We start from the raw sequence: 26,951 nt of genomic DNA, 5'->3' as shown, positions 1-26,951 counted from the left end.
TAGTAAGAAATGATATCAGTATACTTAAATTATGAATACAAATCAATAAGATACTAATACTACTTATGATAGTAGAAAAGAAAAATTGTGTAGTTATTTATAAAGATAAGTAGTAGGATTATCTGAACACTCATGTAAACCACACTCAAAGAATGTGGAAGCTACATTGGCAAAGACAACTAAAAGAAAAATTATAAATATAACTTTAGTAAAAATGCATATAATGTTGTTTTTTGCTTGTGATATTTCTTGAGGTGGTGCACGTAATTCATATTGTCTAGGGTATGACATAACTATAGCAATATAAATTATAGCGATCATTGAGGTTACAAATACCCAGCTGTACGTATGCATACCTAAAATTCTTGAACCGAATCCAACTGGATCTGTAACATGTAAGGCAATTTGTCTAAGAGAAACAAAAGATGTAAATACTGCGGCTAGTAGTGATAATGCATAATGGCTAGGACGTATATTAAAACGAATGTTAAGTAAAAAACCAAATCCAATTGCTAATAGCCCTAATCGCTGTAATAAGCATAAGGGACAAGGAAGTTCATCCATTGCAAACTGTAAATAGAAAGCAGCAATTATAGTTACCGTTATTCCCATTAATTCTATAGCACTTAGAGCTTTAATTAGGTCATTTTCAATAAACTTTTGCATAAGCAGTTATTTTATGATTATAAGTAGATAGATAAGTGATTTGTCATGTGATGTAAAAATACAAGTCCAGATACAATTAGGAAAATGCTGAATGTGATGACTCCCCAACGTCTATTAAACCAAGCAGTTAATATTGAAATGAAAAGTAACACAAAACTTACTAATATGCCTGGCATATTTATTTACTCCTACATTTAACAATTGAAATTAAATAATAGCAGTAAATATAAATATTGTATATATAATTTTCATTATGTTATTCAAAAGCATATTTCATACCACTATCTAATACCATTATGAGGATGTTATAACTTTGATGTTGTGGTAATTTTTCAATTAGCTTTTTGGCAACAAAATAGTTAGCACCGCTGCTATGTCCAGCATAAATACCTTGCTCATTAGCTAAATCATGACATCCTTGTATCGCTTGGTCATCAGTAAATTGTATTATTTCGTCAATATATGAAAGATTCATTGAATTGCAAAAAACTGGATTACCTGGACCTTCTACTTTATAGCTGTGGATGTTTTCTTGAATTGGAGCTCCATGATGAAAAATATCATAGTAAACTGAACCTTTAGGGTCTGGCATAATGACCTTAGTTTGAGGATAGATCTCTTTTATCCTTTTTGCGCATCCGGTAATTGTACCACCAGATCCACCAACAGTTATAAAATAATCAATATTAAATAACTGATTTAGAAAATAGTTAACTATTTCTTGCCCTGTAGTTTTGTAATGGCATTCAGTATTTAGTTGATTATCATACTGGTTAATTAATATACCGTTTATATCTTTAGCTATTTGTTTAGCTTTATTGACATAAAAATCTTTATCCTTATAATCAGCAGTATCTTTACAAATAGTCAAATTAGCACCAAAACTTCTTATCATTATTCTTTTAATTTGCCCAGTTTTGGCAGGGCAAGTTATATATACTGGATGGCCATATAATTTACCGATCGCAGCAAGAGAGGTACCCATGTTACCAGAACTAGCTTCGACAACAGCTTGTTTCGATGATATTTTTTTATTGATAATAAAATCTTCTAAAATATATTTTGCAACACGGTCTTTGATACTACCAGTAGGGTTTAACCATTCACATTTAGCATAAAGATTATGATTGTTTATTATGTTTTTAAGTTTTATTATAGGAGTTTTTCCTATTAGAGATAGCATTAGCTTAGTCTGTTTCTTTTAAAACTTAGAGTATTTTAACAAAATGTTTGCTATAGAAATTGATTTAAGAGTTTATTTATTAACAGTATGATAAATAGCCATCGAGTAAGAAGAAGCTTGGTGTATTATTGCTGCTTAAGAAGCAATTACTGTAGTTATTATATTAATATTATTTTTCTCATTGGATTTTTCCTAGTTTTAATTTACTCTATATCTTTTAATGGATCATATCATTAGTGATATCTACAGTTAAGCTATCATTCATTAGCGATGATCGTTCTAACAGTTTGACATTTGTCTAGGTTTGCTTCATTTAAGCCGACATAACTCTATTTAGAGTATCTACTACATATAATTTATTTTGTGATAATGATGTTACTGATTTACATTGTGTTGGCCATTTATCTTCTAATCTTGGATTATTTAGACTTTTATTCCTATAGCCATTTTATAAATGGTACGGAAACTGAGTTAGCACTGGCAAACATATAATTAACAGTTTGATACATAGATTTTGCCTCTGGAAAGTTTTTACTTATAAAAGTTGTTCTGACAAATCTATAGGCATAATTTGCTCCACCAGGTAGTTTATCAATATTATAAAACCAAGTTTTTTAGCTTGTTTAAGAATTTTTTGTTTTTGATCGTAACTTCTTGATTCATTACTGATTGCTTTAACATTGCAATGCACAGTTAATTTGCCATTTATATACTCTATTAGTACGCAGGCTGTCTACTGTTTCATCTTCAACTATATAATGTAATAGAAATGTTACTCTCTTCACCATTAATTTTTTAGCGGAGGGTTGTATATTTTATAATTATCAAGGTTATTGAGAACTTTATTAACAGTAGCAAAATTACCTATATATATCTGAACCAATATAGTCTATTTACTTCAGGCTTAGTTATGTCTCTCTTTGGTTTAATAGTGTACCAAGATAAAGTACGCAGTTAAATCTTTTTCATTAAGGCCTTCACCAGTTAGATGCTAAATTTATCTAATTATAGATGCATAACCATATTTTTGGTCAATTTTAAAGAGTTATTTTTAAAACTACCTATTTCTTTCGTACCTCTTGGATATAATAGTCAAGCTTGGTTAAATCTAAAATAGATCCATGGTTCTAGTAGTGTAAACACCTAAATCACCATCAAAGCTATAGTTAAATACTGAGCAAGCAAAAGTAGGAGATACTACAGTAAAAATACTGCTAGCTAATAAAATTCTTGAGATTATTATTTTTAATATTTTACTTTAAATTAAATAATTTTAATTTAGTCATTTAATTTACACTGTTAGTATATAGTAGTATTAATTTGTCTGTAGCAAAAAATGCATAACTATTATACGTAAATGGAGGTTGTCTATGAATTTTGATGATATTTTTCGCTAAGCGTATTAATATAGCAACATTTACTGAGTTAGCAAAACGGTTAAATGTTTCTCAGAGTACAGTTTCACGTATAGTTCAAAGTTTAGAGGAATCTATTAATATTATATTAAGCTACTAAATAGGCATTCAAGAGGTTTTATCGAAATGATAGCGAAGGTGAGTCACTACAACTTTAGTTATATCAAAGAACAAACTGTTATGGTATTTCAAAAATGGGTTAATAATTTTAAACAAGTTAATGGTATTTTAAGAGTGGGAGTACCAAAACTATTTTTTGATAATATTCTTGCTCCTAAGCTTGATACATTTTATGCACGCTACCCCTCATGTGCAGCTAATATTTAATTATACACTAGTAACTGTTAATTTAATAAAAGGTAATACAGCAAATTACGACAAGAAAACCGACGACAGCTCATAATTGTAATATAAAAACTCTGATTAGAGCTAAGAATAAGTTTTATGCTTATAAAAAGTATATTCAAGAAAAGGGAATTCCTCAGACGATAAAGGAATTGGAAAAACCATAGTTTTGTGGGCTTTATAGATAAAGATAAGTGTCAGAATATTTTGGTTGGTTTCTCAGAAAACAAGATAATTCTAGTTGAGAAATATTAATGCTATTTATTTCTTAATAATGCTATTAACTTAGCAACTAAATATTTTTAATATAGAACCAGTTTTAAGTAGATATTATTTAGGTAAAATAAGTTTCTACTTGATACGTGCTACTGGTGTACGTAGTAATTTAGAGCAGGAGTTTGTTGATGTATATTGACAAGACAAATTATTTTAAATAATTTGTAATATTTATATAATAGTTTTCAAAAAATCCTTACTAAGGAAATATTCTTTTAACCAATTAAATTGAATGCAATAATAAAAATCTAAACAACAACAAGTAACTAACTGCTATGAGAAAGGTATTTAAAAAGTTTATAACATACATAAGAACAAATATATTTTAAAAGAATAATTACTGATGAGATAATTGTGTAAAAATAAAGGTAATTAATTTATTTTAAAACTGCTAATTTGCTTAGTCATAACCATTAATCTATGTCTTATGCTTCTTTAACTGAGTTTGGATTTAGATCTAATGGTATTGATAGTGATATATCTATAATTATGAAAAGTCTCAATCACAGTAATGTATTAAGAGAAAAGAATTAGAGAATAGAATAGCTATTGCTAGTAAATATCATAATAGATAAGCTACTTACCAATACAAAAGCTTGAGAATATTTCTCCTAATAAATCATCTGAACTAAACTCACCAGTAATCGAATTAAGATACTCTTGGACAATTAATAACTCTTCAGCTAAAAGTTCACCATTATCAAGTTCTAATTGTTCTTTGGCAAGCTTAATATGTTCAAAAGCATTGTTTATCGCTGTAACGTGTCTTTCACGTGCGGTATAAATACTTTCATTCTGATTTGTATAGCCAACTTTATTTAGAATATGTTGTTTTAATTTTTCAATGCCAATGTTATTTTCAGCTGATATATATATATGATTGTCATGGTTTTGTGGTATTTCTTTAAGAAGATCTATCTTGTTATGTACATATGTAATATCAATATCTTTAGGAATTTGATCATAAAATTCAGGAATTACTTGTTTTATATCACTAAATTTAACCTGGCTACTTGTATAGTCATCAGTTACAAATAGTACTTGATCAGCTTCTTGAATTTTCTTGATAGCTCTTTTAATCCCTTCACTTTCAATGATATCATCACTGTTGCGTAGTCCTGCAGTATCAATTATATGCATAGGGACGCCATTGATTTGAACATGTTCTTTGACAATATCTCTAGTTGTACCTGCGATTGATGTTACAATTGCTGATTCTTTGCCTGCAAGAGCATTTAATAGGCTTGACTTACCTGCATTTGGTTTTCCAACTAATATTAATGTAATTCCTTCAGCAAGGATAACACCTTGTTTACAGCTATTTTTTACCGCTAAAGTAATTTTGTGTATTTCTTCTAGACTAGTGTGAATTTTCTGATCTTTTAAAAAGTTTATTTCTTCCTCTGGAAAATCAATAGATGCCTCTACATACATTCTTAAGTAGATAAGTTTTTCTAAAAGATTGTTTATTTCTTTAGAAAAATCTCCTTGAAGTGATTTAGCTGCAGATTTAGCTGCTATTTCTGATGATGCATTAATAATATCAGCAATAGCTTCTGCTTGAGCTAGATCAACTTTGTTATTGAGAAATGCTCTTTCAGTAAACTCACCAGCCTTTGCCATCCTAGCACCACAGTTAAGAGCTGCTTTGATAATCAAATTCAATATAAATGGATTACCATGAGCCTGTATTTCTACAACATCTTCACCTGTATATGAAAAAGGCGCATTAAAGAATATTGCGATACCATGGTCTATCATTTCACTATCATTATAAATATTACAGAATGTTGCATAACGAAGCTTTAGCTGTTTTTTAGTAAGTTTCTTAGCTATCGCTAAAGCATCTATCCCTGATATGCGAACTATACCTATACCACCATTACCTTGAGGAGTTGCTACTGCAACTATAGTATCCTTTGTATACATATTTATCTTAACTTTAAATTTGAATTATCAAAATTAACATCATCTTCTTGATCAAGAATTCTACCTTTTTTGCTTTTATATTGTCTAAAAAATTCCAGATTTTCTTTAATTATTTTTCTACGTATAAAAAACGAAGAAATCATCAGAAAGATTATTAAAAAAACAAATAAAGGGGCAAAAAGGATAAATGATAGTACTGCAATTGTGATAAGAGTTAGTGAAGTTAAAATTTGTTTTACATTATTGTTCATTACTTTTGCTTTATGTTATTTAGCTTGTATAATATGATTACAAGTATATCACTTAGGTCGTTATTTAAATAGAGCTCTATAAAATTATATGAGCTTGTTGGTATTCAAATTCGGAGGTTTATATGAATATTCAAATTACTGGTAGACATGTGGAAATTACTGATTCAATTAAAATCTATGTTAATGAAAAAGTAGGTAAAGTTGGACACTATTTTGATAATATTACTTCAACTAAAGTTATATTAGATGTTGGGAAAGATCAACAAGTAGCAGAAGCTATAGTTACAGTTCCTGGCAGTGAATTTGTTGCAAAAGCAGAAGACAAGGATTTATATGCAGCTATAGATATGCTTGAAGATAAGTTAGCGCGTCAGCTAAAAAAACACAAAGATAAAATGAGATGTAATAACGGAGAATAAGCATTTCTTCTTTACGCAAATCTATCATTTTTACCTATGAATTTAGAAGCTATTATTGATAAAAAAAATATCATATTAAATTTGAATATTGAGTCTAAAAAACGCTTAATTGAGTTTTTTGCAAATAGAATTGCAGATACTTACCCTGATGTAAGTGAAGATCTTGTGCTTAGAAATATTTATAAGCGCGAAAGAATAGGTAATACTTATATTGGTAAAAATATTTATATTCCTCATTGTCGAGTTGAGAATCTTATGACTACTAGGTTAATTATCGTTACATTAAAAAATAGTTATTATGATAATACTGTCAATGATGATATAAAAATAGCAGTAGGTGTTTTTTTTCCTGATAATATATCTACAATTCATATGGAGCTGTTAAAACAATTAGCTTTATATCTAAAAGAAGATAAAACACAGCAGTATTTTCAACAAGCAGAAAATTCCGAAGATTTGTATAATTTAATTATTAATACTAGTAATGAATAATCTTATTTAATAATATACGTATAGTTCTAATTGAGCCATCTCATAGTGGTAATGTTGGCTCTACTGCTAGAGCGATGTTAAATATGGGGCTGACAAACTTATGGCTTGTAAATCCTAAAAAAACGATATTGATAATGAAGCAATAGCACTACCTTGTCATGCTACTGAGGTAGTAAAAACGCTACTATAGTAACTAGCCTAGCAGATGCTCTTGAGGATATTGATTATATTGTTGGTACAAGTGCCAGAGTACGCAGAGTATCTTTGCCTATAGAGCCTATCGCTAAAGTTGCGACAAGTATCCTTGCTAAAATGCAAAAGTCTAACCAAAAGATTGCAATATTATTTGGGCGTGAGAGAACAGGATTGCTAAATGAAGAACTTTTGATGAGTAATGTCCATGCTTATGTACCTTCAAATGACTATGAAATTTATAAGCAAGCAGTTGAGAGATGAGCAATTTAAAAGAAGTTCACGAATATAATCATTTGCATAAAGAAGCTTCTGTCAAAGAGCTACAAGGTCTATATCAGCACTTTGAAGATAGTATGATAAAGGCGGGGTTTTTAGATAAAGATAAGCCAGGACATGTTATGGACAAAATACGAAGACTTTTTCAAATATCTGGGCTTGAGAGTCAAGAAGTGAAGATTTTGAGAGGTTTTTTAACATCATTAGATAAATTAGGATAGGTAGTATGATTATACTAGGTATAGATGAAGTAGGGTGTGGACCATTATCATGACCTGTAGTCGCTGATGGTGTTATTTAGATCCAAATGTAAAATATATGGTCTTGCCGACTCAAAAAAGTAATTGAGAAAAAACGTAAATATCTATATCAGCAAATAATCACTCAAGCAAAGGCGTATACCGATATTAGAAATTAGTCCACAGCAAATTGATGAGAACACTGCAAGCTATGTATCAAGTTGCAGATAATTTTAAAAGGCAATTTGATAAAGTTCTAGTTGACGGTAATAAATTACAAAAAGGGATTATAATTCAGAAGCTATAGTAAAGGTGACTCAAAAGTTATATAAAGGTGACTCAAAAGTTATAGAAATGTTAGCAGCTTCGATATTAGCAAAGGTGCATAGAGATAGAATATATCTTGAGCATGATAGATTATATATCCATGGTATGGCTTTGCTAAGGGCTATCCAACCAAAAATTTAGAAAATATAGAAAAATATAATGTATTTTATATTCATATAAAAAGCTATAAGCCGATACAGTTACTACTTTGAAATTAGGGAGATTGTTATGCCACTGGCAAAAGCTTAGAAATTTTGGCTCTGACAGCGACATTAGTGATGTCAGAATTAAACATCAATCTATATGTTATTTATGATTTTTCGGTATTATCTTTAGGGATGATTTTAAAAATTGGTCCATTATTTTACTCTTCTATCTATGTTTTAGAGTTTTTTTCTCAGCGCTATAATACTGCATTTGGTCTATTAGTAGCGTTATGTTTGCTAATAGCATGGTCTTGGTACTAATTTTATATAATTCTGCTGCGATTTATTTGGAGTGACTTTCCCCTAGCTATAATCGCTGGCTAATAAGTGATGTAACGTGTGGTTTAATACTATTATTCACTATAAAAGATGGTCTTTCGATAATAGTTAAAATTAATAAATTAAGCTTTACTTTTTAATCATTACTATTATTTTTATACTTGGCATATTTGATTTATCAAACTGATACTTCGTCAATTGAAAATATTGATTGAACTAATATAACAATTCTTACTGTCTTTAAATATATCCTTTGGTACGCGGTCATAAGATATTTGCTGCAAAATCTAAAAAAAATAGCGTTTTATGCGGTGATTTTTGCAGGTATTTATTTGTGAAATTAATCTAGCGAAAGAACATTTCCTAAATTTGTCTGACATATTTTGCTAGGATTAGCAGTTTCGTCATCTTCACCTTCATTAATATTAATGCCATAACCAAATTCACGGGCATACATTCCTTGTTCTGTTTCTTTAGAAAATACTTCTAAGACAGCTTCAATAGGAATGTTTATAGATATTGGCTCACTATCAAATGTTGCGTCAAAACTAATATGGTTATCATCTATAGCTAAATTCTGTATTGCTTGAGGAGATAAATCTAAAAGTATTTTTTTATCCTCATCAATATAGTTTGCAGGTACTATAACACCTTCATATTCAGTATCAACTAAAACATAAGGTGTAAATCCATGATCAACTAGCCAGTTGTATGTAGCTTTAACTACATATGCTCTAAGCATAGACATACTAAACTCCTTTTGCTTTGATGGTTTTTATAAAGTTAGGTTCACTAAGTAGTTCTTTAATCTCTTTGATAATATTCTTATCTTTTGTTGGTATCGAGATCTTTAGCTTAATTAAATAATAAAAAACAAAAGTTATTATCAGAGTCAATACATTTATATTTTGCGCATCAGGATTACTTTCTGCGTTTATTTCTCTTTCGCTAACTATTGTTTTGTAAGTGCTAATGATATCCCTTTGCATCATCATTTTTATTTCGACGGCTTGTTTTTTATCCAAATTATGGTTTTCCAACTTGATAATGTTTTGTAGAAATGTTTTATTAACATATTCTAACAATATTCTTGCATTAGCACGCTGTTTTGGAAATACCGGAAACATTGGAGGAAACGGATATAAATCTTCTATAGCTTCTATAATCACACTAAGTCTATATACAGCAAAATCATCAGTACTAAGCGTAGGGATATTGCCATTGGGTGTGATGATATTTAGCTCCTCTAGATATTTTGAATTTTCTTCTTTAGAAACATCTACAATTTTCGCATTAGCTCCTTTAATAAGAAGGACCATGCGGACTATATCACTATAGATATCATCTTTTTTTGTGTATAAAAGCAAGATTGTATCCTCCTAGTAAAATAAAAAGAATAATAGAAAGGTTATATATAGATTAACGCTTAGAGAACTGTCTTCTTCTACGAGCTTTTCTAAGACCAAATTTTTTACGCTCAACTTTACGTGGGTCACGAGTAACAAAACCTGCTTCACGAAGAGCTGATTTAAGAGTTTCATCATGCTCAATTAAAGCTCTAGTGACACCAAGGCGGATAGCACCAGCTTGACCAGTAGTTCCGCCACCTTTAACTGTTACTTTGAAATCAAAGTTATCAGTGTTGTTAGTTAGTTCTAAAGGTTGCTTTACAACCATGCAGTCTGTTTCACGACATAGGTATTGCTCTAATGGAAGACCATTAACAACAAACTGACCAGTACCTTTTTTCATAAATACGCGAGCTACAGAACTTTTGCGACGACCTGTACCATAATTATATTCTGACATTTTTACCATCCTTTATTAAATATTGTGAGCTTTAGGTTGTTGAGCTGTATGTGGGTGAGTTTCACCTGCATAAACTTTTAACTTTTTAAACATAGTGCGACCTAGTGGAGTTCTAGGAAGCATCCCTCTAACAGCTTTTTCAATAGCTCTTTCTGGATGAGTTGTTATTAGCTTCTCGAAAGATACTGATTTGATACCGCCAATATAACCAGTATGATGGTAATAAGTTTTAGCTTTTCTTTTGTTACCAGTTATAGCTATTTTTTCAGCATTTACGATAACAACATAATCACCAGTATCCATGTGAGGAGTATATTCTGGCTTGTTTTTTCCTCTTAGGATCATTGCTACTTCAGTAGCTAGACGACCTAAAGTTTTATCTGTAGCATCAATCAAAAGCCATTCTATTTTGGTATTTGATGGTTTTGCAGTAAACGTTTTCATCTTTTTTCCTTTATTTATTGTTGTCAATTACTCAGTTTTTGCAAAAAATTCTTGATTCGCAAGCTGGTTTTAGCTTGTTTGACTTTAAGATTTTGCAGACTACATGATACATTTTTCGCGCGAAATAATCAAATCATTAAGGCTTTTTATTTTGAATAATTTTATCTGCTTGATTATTTGACCTTTGAATACAGTTCTCAATTGCTAATCTGTCAAAAAAGTTACCACTTATAAAGAGATCAGGGTTTTTTTGTAACTCTTTATCTAGATCTTCTAGAAATTGGCTATGATTGCGGTGATAGCATGGCAGAGTGTTATTTTTGATATATGTATACAGAATCTCTTCTTTTTTTATATTTAACAGTTTTGTGATTTTAGCTAATAACTCATTTTCAGAAAAATAATTACGACAATGAAAAACAACTGCTCTATAGTTTCGATTATCGACAACATCTCGTGAAACTGCAGAATAAAAGAATTGTTGTTTACCAATTAAGCCGGCTAAATTCTTAATATGTTTTAAACTTGTTTTACTAGTAACAATTCCTACACTTATTAGTTTCAATATTGTAGGCCTGTATTGATGTTTTGTTAAGTTTGGTAATATCTTTTCTAATAAAGATTCGGTCACATCCCATGGTGTTGCAAAACAGAGATTTTCACAAGTATATTTAGCATGGTTTGTGTGTATATACCATTTTAGCGGTTTTGTTACACTTATAACAGTTTCTTTTATAACATTTTGGTTATGTTTTTTAAAAAGCTCAGCTAAACCATTCTTTAGAGTAAAACTTCGCGGCAATGTCGTATCTCTATCATATTTTTTAAATAAATATTCCATTGGGAAGTTCTCACTATTTTGAGATAATACAGCATCAAAACAATACTTCAAAGTTTGATTATAATTTCTTTTACCAAATAGCTTTGTAGCATATTCACTAACAGTCTTATCTTCTTTTGAGGCTTTTCTATTTCTCAAAAAACTAAGAGCTGCTGTAAACGGATTAATATTTGTAAAAATACTTTGAATTTTATTATTTGGTTGAACAAATAAGAATGGTGCTTTTTTTCTTGATTGGATATCTTTTTCAAGAGAGTTATTGCGAATATATTTTATAGTTTCATTGTAAGAGTTATATATTGTGTGAGCTCCCATCTCAAACCAAAAATCATTGTATGAAATTGAGTCAATACAACCACCGACCTTATTAGCCTCAAAGATACAGTTTTTTATTGTCGCATCAGTTAATCGTTGGGCTAAAGAGATACCAGAGATTCCAGCACCAATTATAATAGTGTCAAAATATTTTGTATCAGTCATTTGGTAAAAGTATCCATAGTTTGCCGCGGTTATTCATTAGACCGGCGTTAAATTCTGCTTGTTTACCATGTCCCCAAAATATATCACCCCTAATTGCACCTTTTATAGCTCCACCTGTATCTTGAGCTATCATTAGCCTATCAAGAGGCTTAGTATCATGGTGATTATTAGTAAAGTAATCTGTCTCTAACCATAAAGGTACACCATAAAGGTAGTATTTATTATCAACGGCAAGAGAATATCCAGGTGTTAGCTCAACTTCTTGAGCGCCTACAACATTTTTACTATCAATATATCTAAAAAATACAAAAGAAGGATCATAATTTAAAACATCATCGATCTTATCTTTATTGTCATCAAGCCATGCTTTTATAGCTTGCATAGATATTTGCTCAGCATTCATATAACCATGATCAAGTAAATATCTACCGATAGGTTTATACTCATGGCCATTTTGGCTATCATAACCTATAAGAATGTCACCACTATCAGTTTGGATGCGACCAGAGCCCTGAATTTGTAAAAATGTCCGGTCAACTTTTGATTCTACCCATGCTAAAACATCTTTTGTCGGAAGTAGATCACCATTTGATATTTCTTCACGTGAATAATAAGGAACAAATTTACCATTTTGATACATCCCAAAAGAAAAGCCGCCATCGCCTTTAGGTTTTTTAACTAAATTATCAGGAGTACGATATATAGGTACAGTATATTGTAAAGTTTTAACTAAACTACCTTTCATCGAAGGCTCATAATAGCCTGTAAATAAACCAGTATCTTTCCCTTTGTATATTATTTGATATGGAGTGAAATTCTGCTCAAAAAATATTTTAGCTTGTTGGTTATTGTTTAAATCTGTATTTACTACCTTATGGCAGGTATTTATCCAGTTTGAATATTCGTGTTTATTTTCCTCTAATATCTTTTTACATGATCTTTTAAAAGTTCTAAAAGATTCAAGTTGATCAGAACTATCCCAGTTTCTTAAATCTTCAAAGCTCGATTTTTTATAATCTATATTTTTTGAGTATTTTTTTGTTAAGTAGCGCTGAGCAGTAAGATTATTACACCCAGTTATAAGTATAAAACTAACTACAATAATTATTTTTTTTAAGGTTTCTTTTACTTTTTTAATGTACATATAAAAAAAATACCAATAATTTCTTGAAAGTATAGAGTTAACCACTATCTATAAAGCATATAGCAAATTGTAGTATTAACAGAACTAAAATAAAAGGTTGTTTTATGAGTAAACAAGAAAAAAGTAAGGTAGAAGATAAAGGTCTTGAGGTTGAAACAGAAGCACAAGTAGAAACTGAGCAAGAATGCGCTAATGGAGCTATAGAAGAATTATCTGTAGAAGAACAATTAGAAAGAGCAAAGGATACTATAAAAGAACTAGAAGAGAGTTGTGATAGATTTAGAGATGAAGTTTTAAGAGCAAATGCTGAAATGGAAAACATTCGTAAAAGAGCTGAGAGAGATGTATTTAATGCCCGTAAATTTGGCATAGAGAAGTTTGCCAAAGAACTTTTACCTGTAATTGATAGTATTGAACAAGCATTAAAGCATGAGGTTAAACTTGAAGAAGCTATTGCAATGAAAGATGGTATTGAGTTAACAGCAAAAATGTTAGTTGATGTACTCAAGAAAAATGGTGTAGAAGAGCTAGATCCAAAGGGTGAAAAATTTGATCCTAATCTACATGAAGCTATGGCGATGATTCCTAATCCTGAATTTGAAGATAATACTATCTTTGATGTGTTTCAAAAGGGTTATATGTTAAATGGTCGTGTTGTTAGAGCTGCAAAAGTTGTCGTAGTAAAAAATTAAAAAAACACTTGAAAAGATTATAAGTATGCCCATCTAATAGCTAGATGGGTTTGTAATTTTAAAAAAATTACAAAATAAAAACAGGAGAATCAAATGGGAAAAATAATAGGTATAGATTTAGGAACTACTAACTCTTGTCTTGCTATTATGGATGGCAAGACTGCTAAAGTTATTGAAAATGCTGAAGGACATAGAACAACTCCTTCAGTAGTTGCATATACTGATAATGGTGAAATATTAGTAGGTCAAGCTGCTAAAAGACAAGCAGTGACAAACCCTGATAACACATTCTTTGCTATCAAGAGACTTATAGGTCGTAAGTATGATGACAAAGCTGTACAAGAAGATATTAAAAAGAAAGTACCTTATGCGGTAGTTAAAGCTGATAATGGTGATGCTTGGGTTGCTACTAAAGATGGCAAAAAAATGGCTCCTCCACAAGTTTCAGCTGAAGTTTTAAGAAAAATGAAAAAAACAGCAGAAGATTATTTAGGTGAGAAGGTTACAGAGGCTGTAATTACAGTGCCTGCATACTTTAACGATAGCCAAAGACAAGCAACAAAAGACGCTGGTAAAATTGCAGGTCTTGATGTTAAAAGAATCATTAATGAGCCTACAGCGGCAGCTTTAGCTTATGGTGTTGACTCTAAAAAAGGTGAGCAAACTGTAGCTGTATATGATTTAGGGGGTGGTACTTTTGATATCTCAATTATTGAAATTGCTGATGTCGATGGCGACAACCAGATAGAAGTATTATCAACAAATGGTGATACTTTCTTAGGTGGTGAAGATTTTGACTTAGCTTTGATGAATTATCTAATCGATGAGTTCAAAAAAGAACAAGGTATAGATCTGCATAATGACAAACTAGCTTTACAAAGAGTTAGAGAAGCTGCTGAAAAAGCAAAAGTAGAATTATCATCAGCACAACAAACTGATGTTAATCTACCATATATTACAGCTGATGCAACAGGACCTAAGCACTTAAATATCAAAGTAACTAGAGCTAAATTTGAATCTTTAGTTTCTGATTTAGTAATGAGATCTCTGGAGCCTTGTAAGAAAGCTTTAGAAGATGCTGGTTTAAGTAAGTCTGATATTACAGAAGTATTACTAGTAGGTGGGCAAACTCGTATGCCTCTAGTACAAGAGAAAGTAAAAGAGTTCTTTGGTAAGGAGCCGCGTAAAGATGTCAATCCTGATGAAGCTGTAGCAGTTGGTGCGGCCATCCAAGGTGGTGTATTAGCTGGTGATGTTAAAGATGTACTTTTACTAGATGTAACTCCACTTTCTCTAGGTATTGAGACTATGGGTGGAGTGATGACTAAGCTTATCGAGAGAAATACGACTATCCCTACTAAAAAGTCACAAGTTTTCTCTACAGCTGAAGATAATCAGTCTGCAGTAACAATTCATGTCCTTCAAGGTGAGCGTGAGATGGCATCTGCAAACAAATCTCTAGGTAGATTCGATTTAGCAGATATTCCGCCAGCACCACGTGGTACGCCACAAATTGAAGTAACTTTTGATATAGATGCTAACGGTATATTAAATGTATCTGCAAAAGATAAAGCTACTGGTAAAGAGCAAAATATAGTAATTAAATCTTCAAGTGGTTTATCTGAAGAAGATATCGAAAAAATGGTACAAGATGCTGAGTCTAACGCTGAAGCAGATAAGAAGTTCCATGATCTTGTAGCTGCTAGAAATACTGCTGATAATCTAATTCATAGCTCAAGAAAAGCAATTCAAGAGCTAGGTGATAAAGTAACATCAGAAGAAAAAGATAAGATCGAAGAAGCTTGTAAAGAGCTTGAAGCTGCAACTAAAGGTGATGATAAACAAGCAATTGAAGCTAAAACTAAAGCTCTAGAAGAAGCATTTGCACCTATAGCTCAGAAAGCTTATACTGAGCAAGCTCAAGCTGCTGGTGCTAAAGCTGAAGAACCTAAGAAAGATGAAGATGTTGTTGATGCTGACTTTGAGGATGTTGAAGACGACAAAAAATAAATAATATTTAAATAATCAATAAAGTGTGGTTTATCCACACTTTTCTTTTTGTTATAATGGTCTGTCTAAATTTTTTAGGTTAAGTAAAATGCAACAGAAGTGCTATTATGAAATTCTAAATGTATCAAAAACTGCCTCAGGTGTTGAAATCAAAAGAGCTTATAGAAAGCTTGCGATGAGATATCATCCAGATCGTAATCCTGGTGATAAAGAGGCAGAGATAAAATTTAAAGAAATATCTGAAGCCTATGAAATATTAAGTGATGATGGTAAAAGAGCTCGATATGATCAATTCGGCCATGCTGGGATAAATCAACAAGCAGGTGCTAGAGCTGCTGGATTTGGTGGTTTTGAAGATATTTTTGATACTTTCTTTGGTGGAGGAGCTTCGCGTGGTTCTGCTAGGTCTAGAGCATCTCGAGGTAGCGATTTAGAGTACACTTTAGAAATAACTTTAGAAGAAGCTTTCTTTGGTGTTGAGAAAGATATATCTATACCTAGGATGGAGTCGTGTGATAGTTGTGATGGTACAGGTTCTAAATCTAGAACCAAAACTACTTGCCATGCTTGTCATGGTCAGGGGAATATCCGTAGACAACAAGGTTTCTTCACTTTTGAACAAACGTGTCCGGTATGTAATGGTACTGGCTATAGTATTACTGATCTTTGTGATGCTTGTTATGGTAACGGTAAAGTCAAGAAGCAAAAGACTCTTAAAGTTAAAATACCAGAGGGTGTTGACAATGGTGATAGAATCAGGCTTCAAGGCGAGGGCGATTCTGGTTTGAATGGCGCTATGAACGGTGATCTGTATGTTCAAGTCATCATTAAAGACCATAAGATTTTTGGAAGAAGAGACATTAATCTTTATTGTGAAATGCCGATTAGCTTTACCAAAGCTTGTCTAGGTGGTGATATCAAAGTTCCAACACTTGATGGCGAAGTTAGCTTAAAGGTTGTTCCTGAAACTCAAACAGGCAAAGTTTTTCGTATACGTGAAAAAGGTATGAAATCTTTGAGAGGGCATAGAAGAGGTGACTTATTATGTAAGGTTGTAGTAGAGACACCGGTAAACTTAAATGCTGAGCAAAAGGAATTATTGGAAAAATTTGCTGATAGCTTAGGCGAAGATTATCAAAGTAAACATGCTCCAAAGAGTAAAACATGGTTTGATAACGTTAAGGACTACGCTAAGAAATTTTTTGAGTAATATTTACACAGTAAGATAATCTTTTATAATTCAATTTTTGGTAAATTTTTCTCTATGTAATCGCTTGATAACCTAACTTTCTTTAATCTGTATTTATCCTTTGAGCTTAATTACATAGAAGATTTTCTTGGGGATTTTTTGCATCAGGCAATAGGTGAATTAAGTTTTTATTAACTTCAAATATTGGTAATTTTGCTATATCTAAGCCATCTAAACAACCTTGAAGCATCATTTCGGCACACCGTTTCAGTTTTGGTAGCTACTTCTAAGGTTATGCGATTTGATGAGCTATTATATATTGGATAAATAGATTGTCTTCTAAATCTTTTATAATTTTTTAGGCATACTATATTTATATATTTTTGTTAATTATCTCAAAAATAATATTCGATATCATTAGCTTATGAAACTGACTTCTAAGAAAAGTTTATGATAAAAACTATAAAATACGATGATTTATGTATAAGTTTATTTTATTGTTTAGATACTAAGCATCATTTTAGTTTTGAGGGTGATTATGATCCAGAGAGAATAGGTTTTGGGCATTTGAGAGTGATAAATTATGACATTGTAATTCCTCACTATGGAATTTGTTACCTATCCACATAGAAATATGGAAATAATAACTTATGTTACTAAGGTGGTTTTATAATATAGAGACTCATATGGAAACTATGGCAAAATTACACCTGGTAATATTCAACGTAATGTGTAGGGAATGGGATAAGAACTTTTGTTTTATCAAATATAGGTTGAGCCAATACAAAAATACTCAACCTAGATATTAAAGTAATGAGATAAATTATAAGCTAATTTAACCAATATTCTGGTAGTGAAACATTGATGATAAAAAATCAAGCTTTTGATGTATATGCTGGTAAGTTTAGCAAAAATTTAAGCTATCAAAATTATCAGACAACTTTATACCATAGTAGTGTCTGGTTAAATAAAAATAAGGTCAAATATCGCTAAAATTTAAGATGCAATGGAGGAGGTGGTTAATGAAAATGAGATAATTATAGAGTTTATAGAGGATTATGAAGTTATACTAGTAGATGTTGCAAAAAAGTAAAATAGTAGATAATTATGAAAAGATCAGCAATAGTTTATTTATAGCAGTTATGGACATACAAAGTTTAGCTAAAGATATTTAAAGAGGTAATAGATAGCATAGCTGATGTTGAATCAGCATTATTTGATATTTAAACATTAAAAGATATTATTAATGTCCTTGATGATTATGATGCTTATTTGGGATTCGAACTGATATAGGTTCTGTTGCCACAGGGTTAAAAGAGTTCATGGAGAAAAGCTATAGAAAATGGTACGAGTAAAAGTGGACAAATAAAATTACTGTTGGCTTTACAAACTCTCATAGTCTAATGGTGATAAGTTAATTTTTTTGCTGTAGTTAGTATTTTTTGCTGTACAGTATGGGATGATTTGGGTTGGTCAAGCAGAGCAATCAATCACCTGAAGGTTCTGCTGGTAAAGAAGATGTTGCTAATAGAATCAGCTCCTGTCTTAGTGTTATGGCTCAATCTGAGAATGATACTTCTGATATTACTCCACCTTTTAGATATAGAATGACAGCATTATTGGACAAAGAATTGCTGAAATTACTAAGACATTTTCTTTCTAGAATACGAATATTCCTTCCTACTTATAATTCTTTAACTAGAGGTTACTTTAGCTTTTCTATCGTAAAACCTTAATCAAAACCAAAATTACTTGTTTAATTCTTATCCATGTTCTACTTATATTTTTGTATGATAAGTTTTCTCATTAGAAAATACTTTAATTTCTAAATCATGTTTTTCACCATTTTTTCCATTGCCTATACATTGACTACAGTCTATTCTAATAATATCCCAGTCACGTGAATCACCAATAAATATCTTATTCATACTTTAGCGTTTGATTTTAATGTCACCATAGTCGATTACATCACAATTTTCTAGTGTTGATCTAGAAACTTCAACATCGTATGATTTTTTATATCTTTTGGTAATTCTCCTTTTTCATTAAAGTTTACATCTTTGGTATGACGTATTGATATATAGCTTTTCTTGTGTCTTATTATAACCTTCAATATAAGCACAAGAAGTAAGTGGTTGAAAATATAGGTAATACTGAGAGTAATTTTTTCATTTTTAAATTCTAATAGGTGGTTTTTGATTATTTTACTGCAAAAAAATAATAATATACTAATAATATCTATGTTTCGTTTTGCAGAAGAAAATTAGTTAAATATATTTAGAAATTAGGAATTAAAGCTAGTTTTCTCTTATGATGACTACGATTATGCCAGAAATTTATTCTTTCTAGAGCTTTCGCTGAAACTTGCTTACCATCTAAGAAATCATCAATTTCTTGATAAGTTACGCCCATTTCATCTTCATCAGTTTGTCCTTGCCATAGCCCAGCAGATGGAGCTTTATCAAGTATATTTTTAGGAACACCTAAGTATTTACCTAATTCAAAAACGTGAGATTTTTTGAGATTAACTAGTGGAAGAATATCAGCAGCACCATCACCAAACTTTGTAAAATATCCCATATACCATTCACAAGCATTATCAGTACCAATAACCACTCTATTATATTGTTGAGCATAGGCATATAAATACATCATCCTCAAACGAGCTTGAGCATTTCCTTTAATGACAAGTTGTCTATCACGTTCGGTATTTGTAATTTTTTTTATTGACGCAAGAAAAGTTTCGTATACTGTTTGAATTGTAATAGTATGATGTTCAATATTAATTTTATCTGCAAGTTCTAGAGCATCTTGTATATCTTGGTGTTGATTGTTTTTTGATGGTAATATTAAAGCTGTAGTTGATAATCCAGTTTTGACAGCTAAAGAAGCTGCAACTGCCGAATCTATACCACCGCTAAGACCAATGACAAATCCTTCAGCAGGGTAATTCATACAAGTATCACTTAGCCAATCAATTAACTTTTGTGAATATTCTTTGATGTTGAAATCTTTAACTATTTTCATTTTGGACCTTATTTAATAGAATTATTATGAATTTAAACCAATCTTAGTTAGCTTATTTTATCATAATGATATAGCTTATTTTAGAGTAATTTTTAGAGCTTTTTACTAAAGAAGATTAATTGTTTGAAACTATTTATCAAAAGCTGGGTTATCATAATGAGGGTCAGAGTAGTTATCAACATTATAACCACTGCCTAAAGATTGGTATAAGTTAACTATACTAATAAGAGATTTCAATTTAGCTTGATTAACTTGCATTTGTTGGTATAGAACATTCAAGGTAATACCTGTATATTGTGCTTTACTTATAGCTCCAGAACTGTACTTTTTAAAGAATATTTTCTCTTGTCTTTGAGTTGACTCTAAGGATATAGTTTGTTTTTTGAGATTTTTTGAATTAGCAGCTCTTTCAGAAAGGCTATCATCAACATCTTGGAAGGCTTGTTGTAGGGTATTAATATAGTCATAATATGCTTGATAAAACTGCGCCTTAGCCTTGTCACTATCAGCTAGAATACTTAAATTAAATATTGGTACAGCAGCAACAGCTTCAGCAGCCCAAACCCAAGCATTCATCGTAGCAAGTTCTCCAAGTGCAAGTGTGGCATTTCCGAAAGTTCCAGTAAGGTCAATGCTTGGAAAAAATTGTGATCTAGCTAAGCCAATATTAGCATTTGCTGTTTCTAGCTTATACTCAGCAATAGCAATATCTGGTCGATTCTCTAAAACTTGAGAAGGTATATTTACCGGTACTTTTATATTAGCATTAATTTCATTTAAAGTTCTGCTTGTGACAATTTTACCAGGGTTTCTTCCAATCAAGACTTTAATGGTATTTTGGAAATGAACTATGTCATTTTTGATCATAGCTACTTTGCCTTTTTGTACTTCAAGTTGCTGACGAATAACTTCCTCTAGCACTGGCGAATTTGCCCCTAACTTATGCTGATTTTGAGCATAGTACACTAGTAACTGCATTTGATTGACCATTAGTGTTTGTAATTTCAACTGTTCCTTTGCTGTAATCAGTGAAAAATATGCAGCAATAACTTGGCTTATGATTGAAAGTCTTGTGATATCTTTAAGATTAGTTTGCATTTTTTTACTAAGACGTGAAATTTCACCTAGTTTAAATTGCCTAGCAATGTTGATTGTATAGCTAGGTATAATACCAACTAAAGATCCTGCGGTAGATTGAGTTCCAATATTATTAAGTTGAGGAATATTTGAGCTAGAATTTACATCGAATGCTTGTGCCACAAAACCACCACCACCAACACTTGCTGTGGGTAACCAGCCATAATTAGCTTTATTTATTTCAGCATTAGCTTGTAAGATATTACCAATAGAAACTTGTAATTTGTTATTATCCTTTAATGCTGTAGTTATTAGATTATTTAATATTGGATCATTAAACTCTCTCCACCACGCAACTTTTGTAAGATCCCAGTTTTTCGTAACTTCGATATTTTTATCTTGGTCATTCCACAATGCTGGAGTTTTGACTTTAGGTCTTTCATACTCAGGACTAAAGAAGCTACAACTAGATGTTAAGAAGGTTGCGGATATTAACGCTAAAGGGAATATTTTATTTCTTATCATTATGTTGACCTATAAGTATCTACTTTTACTGTTGCACTTGCTCCAACTCTTAGTGGGTATTTATGATCATTGTTTAGGATTATTTTTACTGGGAAACGTTGAGTGACTTTTACCCAGTTTCCGGTAGCATTTTCAGGTGGTAGTAATGAGAAAACTGACCCAGTAGCATAGCTGATACTATCAACTTTACCAGTGTAAGTATGACTATACATATCTAGCTCAATTTTAACTTGTTGTCCAGGCTTGATTCTATCAAGATCTGTTTCTTTAAAATTAGCATCTATCCACCATTTTTTATTATCAATAAAGCCAAATAATGCTTGTCCTGAAGATACTAATTGTCCTTTGTAAGGTTTTAGGTTAGATACATAACCATCATCAGGAGCTGTCAATGTTGTATAACCTAAATTTAGGTTAGCGTTATCATAACTCAGTTTAGCTGCACCAATTTGTGCTTTAGCGATTTCAACCTGTAACAAAGCTTGCTTAAGTGATGAGTAAGCTTCATCTTTTGCTTTCTGAGCTTGGACTTTTTGGTTTATGTATTTTTGCGCATCTTGTAGAGAGCCAGCATCATCTTTATAAAGTTTGATGTATCTGTTTGCCATGATTGTTGCAATGTCTAAAGATGACTGAGCTTTAGTAAGGTTAGATTTAGCTACATTTACCTGCTCTTTAGCTATCTCTAATTGTCCCTTAGCTTGAATGATTTTTGAGTTTGCTTGAGCTACCTGTAGCTGATAATATTTAGGATCAATTTGCACAAGCTTATCACCTTTGTGTACAAATTGGTTGTTTTGAATATAGACTTTTTCTATATAGCCACCAACTTTAGGTGAAATACTAATCACATCAGCATTAACATAAGCATTATCGGTACTAGGAAAGATTTTGTTATATTTGTAATAGCCATAAATTCCTAATACTGATATCGTGATAATACTACAGCCAATGATGATTTTCTTAGGTGAAAATCTTGAGCCTTTTTTTATTTCTTCTGGTTGTTGAGTTTGTTGTATTTTTTCTTCTGACATTTTATACCCTATAATCATTTAATGCGTCGCTGCAACAGGAGCATCTTTAGGTGGTTCCTTTAATAAAAATGGTACTATAGCCAATATTAGGCTGAGTATACCCACTACATAAAAAGAGTTAATATAGCTTAATAAGCTACTTTGGTGTAACACTTGTTGTTTTGCAATAGCTACTGCAGCCAAATCAGACATTTGCAAACTATTACTCCAAGTTTGAAAGTTATTATTTAGTGATGATATATTTTGTGATAATTCCAGATAAGTAGTCTGTTGGTTTCTTGAGATAAATGTTGCTACAAAAGTGGTACCAACAGAACTGCCAAAATTTCTAAAAAAGTTAAATGATCCAGACATATCGCCCATATCTTCATCAGCTATACCAATTACTAGTACGCTCATAAATGGAACAAAAAACATCATCATTCCTAATCCCTGAATAGCAGTTGTAAGTATAATATCAAATTCATTAGCAGTAGGAGAGAAGCCTGCCTGCATTAAACAAGACACTCCAAAAGTAATTATTCCAAGACTAATAGTTTTCCTTACCCCTAGTTTTTTTACTAAAATAGATTGTGTTAGAATTGCACCAATAATAGCAGCAACACCTCTAGGAGCAGTTATATATCCTGCTAGATCAACAGGATAGTCATATACTTGCTGCAACATCGTGGGTAAATATGCCATAGCAGCAGAGAATAGTAGTACGAACATAAAACATAAAAAGCAAGCTAATGCAAAGTTAAAATTTTTAAATATTTTAAACTTAACTACCGAAGAGTAAATTAAACCTCTCCAAATAAAAAAACTAAGTGAAACTAGAGATATTGCTAACATTATAATCATTTTAATTGATGAAAACCAGCCATTGGTATTACCGTTATCTATAAAAAGCTCTAAACAGCCAACACCGATAGCCATAAAACCAAAGCTGATATAATCAATTTTGATTTTTTTTATGCGTGTTGCTTCCATCATAAAAGAAATAATTATAAAAGCTACGATACAAAGAGGCACGTTGACATAGAAAATCCATGCCCAAGACATATTCTCAGAAATTGCTCCACCAAGTACTGGTCCAATAATTGGCCCCATAACGATGACCATACTATATATAGTCATCACTTTATTATACTCTTCGTTTTTGAAACTAGTAGATATGTATGTCTGTGCTACAGATGGTAAGAAAGCTCCTCCCATACCTTGAAAAGCCCTAAAAATAATCATTTCAGTTAAAGATGTTGAAAGGCCGCACATTATCGACGATACACCAAAAATTACGGATGAAACTAAGGCAACTTTTTTTATACCATATTTTTCAATAATTAATCCCGAAAGTAGTATAAAGATTGCTGCAGTGACAATATATACTGTAGTTATATCAGCAATAGTTTCAACATTAGCACCGATAGCACCCATAATCTGTGGTATTGCAATAGCTACAATTGTCAAATCAACAATCTCAGCAAGTGCCAGTAAGCTTATTGCTAATGCCACAATCGTTCTTTTTTGGCTCCAAAAGCCAAAGGTTGTTGTATTACTAGTTTGCATAAGTTTTAAAACTTCTTGTGGTTCAAATATTATTAACATACTACATTGCTTTGTGCAGTAAATAGGAAAACTACTTTATAGGTTTATTTTTGCATAAAATTATTGCACAATTTTAGCTATGTATTATAGCATTATATGGACAATAAATAGTGAAAAGTGGACAAAATATAACTGAGTAAGAGATTAAATATTTTAGTGATCGACTTGATGGAAGCAATAATTGCAATAAAAGGCGGAAATACACCTGATAGTGAAAATAGAATAAATAACCAAAAGTCAGATCGGCATCGCCATTGTCATGGTAAAATATTTTGTATAGATCAGGTCTTTTCATGTAAGTACTCCTAATGGCTCGTGGGTGCTGCTATCAAATAGAGCTGGGTGGATACCACCAAATATATCGTATAAAATTCATATAAGTGGTATTGTAGAAGGATTGGTGATTTTCATACTCACAACTATGTGTCAAGATTTTCCCAAGAGCTCAAGAGTCATACCAATGAGCGAGGTGTTAAGAGCACTTGCACTAAGAGCAATAGAATGGGGCAATCACGACAATCTAAGTTTAGATCAAGAGCATATTGCCGATATTATATGTAATGAGATTATGCTTGCTCCAGAAGAAGTATTACATTTACCGATGCCAAAGACTGATAGAGTTACTAAAGTCGCTAATGCAATTACTGATAACTATTCGATAAATAAAAGTTTAGAGGAGTGAGCATAATTTACAGCTATGTCGCCACGGACATTGCGAAGAGCTTTTTTATCCGAAACAGGGATTAGTTTTTCACATTGGTTATAACAGTCACAACTTGCAAGTGGTTTAGATATGTTAGCAAAAGATATTTGTTTAGTAAAGCATTTGGTAAGACACCAAAACAGTATTTTTCTAGTGAAAGGGCGCATCTGAAAAATATTTATAAGAATTGATTTTTTAGTTTCTTAAAATCTATTTTACCAGTATTATTTTTTGGTAAATTTTCTACAAATATACACGATTTAGGAACTTTATAACTCGCTAATTTATCTTTGCAGTATTTGATAATATCCTCCTCAGTTGCATTAGAGCCTTTTTCCAATAAAATAAAAGCTATAGCTCTTTCACCAGATGTTTTTGAGTTAACTCCAGTGACAGCAACCTCTCTTACATAATCTAATTTAAGGATACATATCTCAATTTCCCTTGGATAAACATTAAAACCTGAGACAATAATCATATTTTTGATTCTATCGGATATAGTTAAGCGGCCTTTTTTGTCTACATAGCCGATATCACCAGTCTTTAGCCAACCATCTGCAGTAAAGTAGAGTCCATTATTTTCTTTATCATTCCAGAAACCTTGACACTTTTGGGGACCTTTAAGCCAGATTTCACCTTCTTTAAAACATTCATTTATCTCTTGATGAGTGTGAATATCGCGAATACTAAGTTGTGTACTTGGAATAGGGTAGCCACAAGTACCAAAATAATCATCCTCAGACTCATTAAACTTATTTAAAGCAATTGCAGGTGACATTTCAGTCATACCATATCCTTCTTTTAGCTCTACTCCTGTTCTGTCTAGCCATTGTAAATATATTTTACGCGAAATTGGCATACCACCACTTAAAGAATACTGATATTTTGTTTTGTTTATTTTTTCGAAATCAGGATGTTCAAGCATTGTCATATAAAGAGTATTAAGACCGTTAAAAATAGTGAACTCATTTTTTGACATAGTCTTAATGAGATTCTTAATATCCTTAGCGTTTGGAATTAAGACATTTTTTGCACCAGCAAAAAAGAAGCAAAGTAAATTAGCACTAAGTGAGAATATGTGGTAAAGAGGTAGGGCTGTTATGATTACTTGATCAGACATATTTATGTCATGCTTGATCCATGCCCAAACTTGTTGGATATTTGATGCAATATTATTATGCGTTAGTATTACTCCTTTAGGCTTACCTGTCGTCCCACTTGAATACTGTAAGCATAAGATATCATGTTTTGTCAAAACTGGTTTTTTATATAAATTTGCATCGGCTTTGATGGCTTTACTAAACTGGATAAAATTACTTTTTGTATATTTGGGTTTATTTTCAATTAGATATTTGGAGACAAAACCAATAATCTGTTTTTTAGGGAATGGATATAAATCAGCAATATTTGTAACAATTACATTCTCTAAAGAGTCGATATTTAAACGGGCTTTTTGCATATGATGAGCAAACATATCCATAACAATTGCAGTTTTGACATTACAGTTATTGAATATTGCCTCAATCTCATCTACAGTATAAAGAGGGTTAGTGTTGACAAATACAGCACCAATTTTAACACAGGCAAATAAACTAACAGTAAATTGTAAGCAGTTAGGTAGTACGATCGCTACTCTATCACCTTTGTTAATTCTAAGTTTATTTTGCAGAAAGCTAGCAATTTTAGTAGCTATCTTATCAAGTTCAAGAAAAGTTAGATTTACATCGTGACATGATACAGCTTCTCTATAGGGAAATTGTATAATCGCTTTTTCATATAGATCTAAAACTGTATCATGGTTTTCTGCAATATTCTCAGGAGTATAATCAGGATAATTAGCTAACCATGTTTTGTTAGAAAATGTACTCATGTTAAATAAGGTTGTTAATTA

24 protein-coding genes and 7 pseudogenes are annotated in these 26,951 nt (G+C 31.4%); 13 read left to right on the top strand and 18 right to left on the bottom strand.

Annotated elements, in window-relative coordinates; genetic code table 11:
- Positions 1 to 93: 93 nt before the first annotated feature.
- The 3 genes from FSC845_RS00570 to FSC845_RS00565 all read right to left on the bottom strand — a co-directional run bounded on the left by FSC845_RS00570 (position 94) and on the right by FSC845_RS00565 (position 1,849).
- Positions 94 to 666 carry a disulfide bond formation protein B gene (locus tag FSC845_RS00570; RefSeq protein WP_064461322.1) on the bottom strand — a complete coding sequence of 191 codons (573 nt, stop codon included), beginning with the start codon at positions 664 to 666 and terminating at the stop codon, positions 94 to 96.
- A gap of 17 nt (positions 667 to 683) precedes the next feature.
- A complete protein-coding gene (locus FSC845_RS08410; RefSeq protein WP_227806605.1) occupies positions 684 to 842 on the bottom strand; it encodes a DUF5993 family protein in 159 nt (52 codons plus the stop codon).
- An 80-nt stretch (positions 843 to 922) separates the two neighbouring features.
- Positions 923 to 1,849, bottom strand: a complete 927-nt coding sequence (locus FSC845_RS00565; protein ID WP_064461321.1) for a PLP-dependent cysteine synthase family protein — start codon at positions 1,847 to 1,849, stop codon at positions 923 to 925.
- A 1,370-nt stretch (positions 1,850 to 3,219) separates the two neighbouring features.
- Between FSC845_RS00565 and FSC845_RS09470 the strand changes: the two are divergent.
- Positions 3,220 to 4,024, top strand: a pseudogene (locus tag FSC845_RS09470) (LysR family transcriptional regulator).
- A gap of 437 nt (positions 4,025 to 4,461) precedes the next feature.
- Here FSC845_RS09470 and mnmE read toward each other — a convergent pair.
- Both mnmE and FSC845_RS00545 read right to left on the bottom strand, forming a co-directional pair.
- Positions 4,462 to 5,814, bottom strand: coding sequence for a tRNA uridine-5-carboxymethylaminomethyl(34) synthesis GTPase MnmE (mnmE, locus tag FSC845_RS00550; protein WP_064461320.1), 1,353 nt, complete (start codon positions 5,812 to 5,814; stop codon positions 4,462 to 4,464).
- 2 nt (positions 5,815 to 5,816) lie between these two features.
- Positions 5,817 to 6,065, bottom strand: a complete 249-nt coding sequence (locus tag FSC845_RS00545; protein ID WP_064461319.1) for a hypothetical protein — start codon at positions 6,063 to 6,065, stop codon at positions 5,817 to 5,819.
- Between the two features lie 122 nt (positions 6,066 to 6,187).
- On the opposite strand from FSC845_RS00545, the gene hpf reads away from it, so the two are divergent.
- The 5 genes and pseudogenes from hpf to FSC845_RS09865 form a co-directional block, all read left to right on the top strand.
- On the top strand, positions 6,188 to 6,484 hold the full coding sequence (gene hpf / locus FSC845_RS00540; RefSeq protein WP_064461318.1) for a ribosome hibernation-promoting factor, HPF/YfiA family: 297 nt from the start codon (positions 6,188 to 6,190) through the stop codon (positions 6,482 to 6,484).
- A gap of 36 nt (positions 6,485 to 6,520) precedes the next feature.
- Complete coding sequence (locus FSC845_RS00535; protein WP_064461317.1) at positions 6,521 to 6,976, top strand: PTS sugar transporter subunit IIA; 456 nt, start codon at positions 6,521 to 6,523, stop codon at positions 6,974 to 6,976.
- A pseudogene (locus FSC845_RS00530) lies at positions 6,973 to 7,668 on the top strand (RNA methyltransferase). Before FSC845_RS00535 ends, FSC845_RS00530 begins: the two are co-directional and overlap by 4 nt.
- A gap of 5 nt (positions 7,669 to 7,673) precedes the next feature.
- Positions 7,674 to 8,225: pseudogene (locus tag FSC845_RS00525) on the top strand (ribonuclease HII).
- 39 nt (positions 8,226 to 8,264) lie between these two features.
- Positions 8,265 to 8,821: pseudogene (locus tag FSC845_RS09865) on the top strand (sodium:solute symporter); the annotation flags it as partial.
- A gap of 17 nt (positions 8,822 to 8,838) precedes the next feature.
- On the opposite strand, the gene mglB reads toward FSC845_RS09865, so the two are convergent.
- From mglB to mltA, 6 genes are all read right to left on the bottom strand, one after another.
- Complete coding sequence (mglB, locus tag FSC845_RS00515) at positions 8,839 to 9,246, bottom strand: transcriptional regulator MglB (protein WP_064461315.1); 408 nt, start codon at positions 9,244 to 9,246, stop codon at positions 8,839 to 8,841.
- Between the two features lies 1 nt (position 9,247).
- Positions 9,248 to 9,865 (bottom strand): transcriptional regulator MglA, encoded by a 618-nt coding sequence (gene mglA, locus FSC845_RS00510; RefSeq protein WP_082343469.1) that lies wholly within the window; start codon positions 9,863 to 9,865, stop codon positions 9,248 to 9,250.
- A gap of 52 nt (positions 9,866 to 9,917) precedes the next feature.
- A complete protein-coding gene (rpsI, locus tag FSC845_RS00505) occupies positions 9,918 to 10,307 on the bottom strand; it encodes a 30S ribosomal protein S9 (protein WP_064461314.1) in 390 nt (129 codons plus the stop codon).
- A 15-nt stretch (positions 10,308 to 10,322) separates the two neighbouring features.
- Positions 10,323 to 10,751 carry a 50S ribosomal protein L13 gene (gene rplM / locus FSC845_RS00500; protein ID WP_064461313.1) on the bottom strand — a complete coding sequence of 143 codons (429 nt, stop codon included), beginning with the start codon at positions 10,749 to 10,751 and terminating at the stop codon, positions 10,323 to 10,325.
- 136 nt (positions 10,752 to 10,887) lie between these two features.
- Complete coding sequence (locus FSC845_RS00495; RefSeq protein ID WP_064461312.1) at positions 10,888 to 12,072, bottom strand: NAD(P)-binding protein; 1,185 nt, start codon at positions 12,070 to 12,072, stop codon at positions 10,888 to 10,890.
- A complete protein-coding gene (mltA, locus tag FSC845_RS00490; protein WP_064461311.1) occupies positions 12,065 to 13,216 on the bottom strand; it encodes a murein transglycosylase A in 1,152 nt (383 codons plus the stop codon). Before mltA ends, FSC845_RS00495 begins: the two co-directional genes overlap by 8 nt.
- Before the next feature lie 104 nt (positions 13,217 to 13,320).
- On the opposite strand from mltA, the gene grpE reads away from it, so the two are divergent.
- From grpE to dnaJ, 3 genes are all read left to right on the top strand, one after another.
- The gene (gene grpE, locus FSC845_RS00485) at positions 13,321 to 13,908 is read left to right on the top strand and encodes a nucleotide exchange factor GrpE (protein ID WP_064461310.1); all 588 of its coding nucleotides are present in this window, start codon (positions 13,321 to 13,323) and stop codon (positions 13,906 to 13,908) included.
- Positions 13,909 to 14,001: 93 nt separating this feature from the next.
- Positions 14,002 to 15,918: a molecular chaperone DnaK gene (gene dnaK, locus FSC845_RS00480; RefSeq protein WP_064461309.1), complete on the top strand. Its 1,917-nt coding sequence runs from the start codon at positions 14,002 to 14,004 to the stop codon at positions 15,916 to 15,918.
- A gap of 88 nt (positions 15,919 to 16,006) precedes the next feature.
- Positions 16,007 to 17,128 carry a molecular chaperone DnaJ gene (gene dnaJ / locus FSC845_RS00475; protein ID WP_064461308.1) on the top strand — a complete coding sequence of 374 codons (1,122 nt, stop codon included), beginning with the start codon at positions 16,007 to 16,009 and terminating at the stop codon, positions 17,126 to 17,128.
- Between the two features lie 23 nt (positions 17,129 to 17,151).
- Here dnaJ and FSC845_RS09465 read toward each other — a convergent pair.
- Positions 17,152 to 17,465 (bottom strand): annotated as a pseudogene (locus FSC845_RS09465) (LysR family transcriptional regulator); the annotation flags it as partial.
- Between the two features lie 92 nt (positions 17,466 to 17,557).
- Between FSC845_RS09465 and FSC845_RS08395 the strand changes: the two are divergent.
- The 3 genes from FSC845_RS08395 (at position 17,558) to FSC845_RS00465 (ending at position 18,843) form a co-directional block, all read left to right on the top strand.
- Positions 17,558 to 17,737 (top strand): cupin domain-containing protein, encoded by a 180-nt coding sequence (locus tag FSC845_RS08395; protein ID WP_144416506.1) that lies wholly within the window; start codon positions 17,558 to 17,560, stop codon positions 17,735 to 17,737.
- 234 nt (positions 17,738 to 17,971) lie between these two features.
- Positions 17,972 to 18,100: a hypothetical protein gene (locus tag FSC845_RS09350; RefSeq protein WP_257719635.1), complete on the top strand. Its 129-nt coding sequence runs from the start codon at positions 17,972 to 17,974 to the stop codon at positions 18,098 to 18,100.
- Positions 18,101 to 18,576: 476 nt separating this feature from the next.
- On the top strand, positions 18,577 to 18,843 hold the full coding sequence (locus FSC845_RS00465) for a hypothetical protein (protein ID WP_144416505.1): 267 nt from the start codon (positions 18,577 to 18,579) through the stop codon (positions 18,841 to 18,843).
- A gap of 42 nt (positions 18,844 to 18,885) precedes the next feature.
- On the opposite strand, the pseudogene FSC845_RS00460 reads toward FSC845_RS00465, so the two are convergent.
- From FSC845_RS00460 to FSC845_RS00440, 5 genes and pseudogenes are all read right to left on the bottom strand, one after another.
- A pseudogene (locus FSC845_RS00460) lies at positions 18,886 to 19,279 on the bottom strand (hypothetical protein).
- A 105-nt stretch (positions 19,280 to 19,384) separates the two neighbouring features.
- Positions 19,385 to 20,134, bottom strand: coding sequence for an NAD(+) synthase (gene nadE / locus FSC845_RS00455; RefSeq protein WP_064461307.1), 750 nt, complete (start codon positions 20,132 to 20,134; stop codon positions 19,385 to 19,387).
- A 129-nt stretch (positions 20,135 to 20,263) separates the two neighbouring features.
- Positions 20,264 to 21,736, bottom strand: coding sequence for a TolC family protein (locus FSC845_RS00450; protein ID WP_064461306.1), 1,473 nt, complete (start codon positions 21,734 to 21,736; stop codon positions 20,264 to 20,266).
- Positions 21,736 to 22,770, bottom strand: a complete 1,035-nt coding sequence (locus tag FSC845_RS00445) for an HlyD family secretion protein (protein WP_064461768.1) — start codon at positions 22,768 to 22,770, stop codon at positions 21,736 to 21,738. Before FSC845_RS00445 ends, FSC845_RS00450 begins: the two co-directional genes overlap by 1 nt.
- Positions 22,771 to 22,788: 18 nt before the next feature.
- Positions 22,789 to 24,318, bottom strand: a complete 1,530-nt coding sequence (locus FSC845_RS00440; protein ID WP_064461766.1) for an MDR family MFS transporter — start codon at positions 24,316 to 24,318, stop codon at positions 22,789 to 22,791.
- Between the two features lie 182 nt (positions 24,319 to 24,500).
- Here FSC845_RS00440 and FSC845_RS00435 point away from each other — a divergent pair.
- Positions 24,501 to 25,251, top strand: a pseudogene (locus FSC845_RS00435) (AraC family transcriptional regulator).
- Here the strand turns inward: FSC845_RS00435 and FSC845_RS00430 are convergent.
- On the bottom strand, positions 25,239 to 26,930 hold the full coding sequence (locus FSC845_RS00430) for a long-chain-fatty-acid--CoA ligase (RefSeq protein WP_064461305.1): 1,692 nt from the start codon (positions 26,928 to 26,930) through the stop codon (positions 25,239 to 25,241). The pseudogene FSC845_RS00435 and the gene FSC845_RS00430 overlap by 13 nt on opposite strands.
- Positions 26,931 to 26,951: the final 21 nt, after the last annotated feature.

The sequence above is a fragment of the Francisella persica ATCC VR-331 genome, assembly GCF_001653955.1.
GTDB lineage: Bacteria > Pseudomonadota > Gammaproteobacteria > Francisellales > Francisellaceae > Francisella > Francisella persica.
Note: the sequence above shows the minus strand (reverse complement) of the source record. Positions and strands in the feature narration are given on the sequence as shown.

Coding starts and splice junctions, on each gene's coding strand:
- FSC845_RS00570 (WP_064461322.1), bottom strand. CDS start 666: ATGCAAAAGTTTATTGAAAATGACCTAATTAAAGCTCTAAGTGCTATA.
- FSC845_RS08410 (WP_227806605.1), bottom strand. CDS start 842: ATGCCAGGCATATTAGTAAGTTTTGTGTTACTTTTCATTTCAATATTA.
- FSC845_RS00565 (WP_064461321.1), bottom strand. CDS start 1,849: ATGCTATCTCTAATAGGAAAAACTCCTATAATAAAACTTAAAAACATA.
- mnmE (WP_064461320.1), bottom strand. CDS start 5,814: ATGTATACAAAGGATACTATAGTTGCAGTAGCAACTCCTCAAGGTAAT.
- FSC845_RS00545 (WP_064461319.1), bottom strand. CDS start 6,065: ATGAACAATAATGTAAAACAAATTTTAACTTCACTAACTCTTATCACA.
- hpf (WP_064461318.1), top strand. CDS start 6,188: ATGAATATTCAAATTACTGGTAGACATGTGGAAATTACTGATTCAATT.
- FSC845_RS00535 (WP_064461317.1), top strand. CDS start 6,521: ATGAATTTAGAAGCTATTATTGATAAAAAAAATATCATATTAAATTTG.
- mglB (WP_064461315.1), bottom strand. CDS start 9,246: ATGTCTATGCTTAGAGCATATGTAGTTAAAGCTACATACAACTGGCTA.
- rpsI (WP_064461314.1), bottom strand. CDS start 10,307: ATGTCAGAATATAATTATGGTACAGGTCGTCGCAAAAGTTCTGTAGCT.
- rplM (WP_064461313.1), bottom strand. CDS start 10,751: ATGAAAACGTTTACTGCAAAACCATCAAATACCAAAATAGAATGGCTT.
- FSC845_RS00495 (WP_064461312.1), bottom strand. CDS start 12,072: ATGACTGATACAAAATATTTTGACACTATTATAATTGGTGCTGGAATC.
- mltA (WP_064461311.1), bottom strand. CDS start 13,216: ATGTACATTAAAAAAGTAAAAGAAACCTTAAAAAAAATAATTATTGTA.
- grpE (WP_064461310.1), top strand. CDS start 13,321: ATGAGTAAACAAGAAAAAAGTAAGGTAGAAGATAAAGGTCTTGAGGTT.
- dnaK (WP_064461309.1), top strand. CDS start 14,002: ATGGGAAAAATAATAGGTATAGATTTAGGAACTACTAACTCTTGTCTT.
- dnaJ (WP_064461308.1), top strand. CDS start 16,007: ATGCAACAGAAGTGCTATTATGAAATTCTAAATGTATCAAAAACTGCC.
- FSC845_RS08395 (WP_144416506.1), top strand. CDS start 17,558: ATGATAAAAACTATAAAATACGATGATTTATGTATAAGTTTATTTTAT.
- FSC845_RS09350 (WP_257719635.1), top strand. CDS start 17,972: ATGATAAAAAATCAAGCTTTTGATGTATATGCTGGTAAGTTTAGCAAA.
- nadE (WP_064461307.1), bottom strand. CDS start 20,134: ATGAAAATAGTTAAAGATTTCAACATCAAAGAATATTCACAAAAGTTA.
- FSC845_RS00450 (WP_064461306.1), bottom strand. CDS start 21,736: ATGATAAGAAATAAAATATTCCCTTTAGCGTTAATATCCGCAACCTTC.
- FSC845_RS00445 (WP_064461768.1), bottom strand. CDS start 22,770: ATGTCAGAAGAAAAAATACAACAAACTCAACAACCAGAAGAAATAAAA.
- FSC845_RS00440 (WP_064461766.1), bottom strand. CDS start 24,318: ATGCAAACTAGTAATACAACAACCTTTGGCTTTTGGAGCCAAAAAAGA.
- FSC845_RS00430 (WP_064461305.1), bottom strand. CDS start 26,930: ATGAGTACATTTTCTAACAAAACATGGTTAGCTAATTATCCTGATTAT.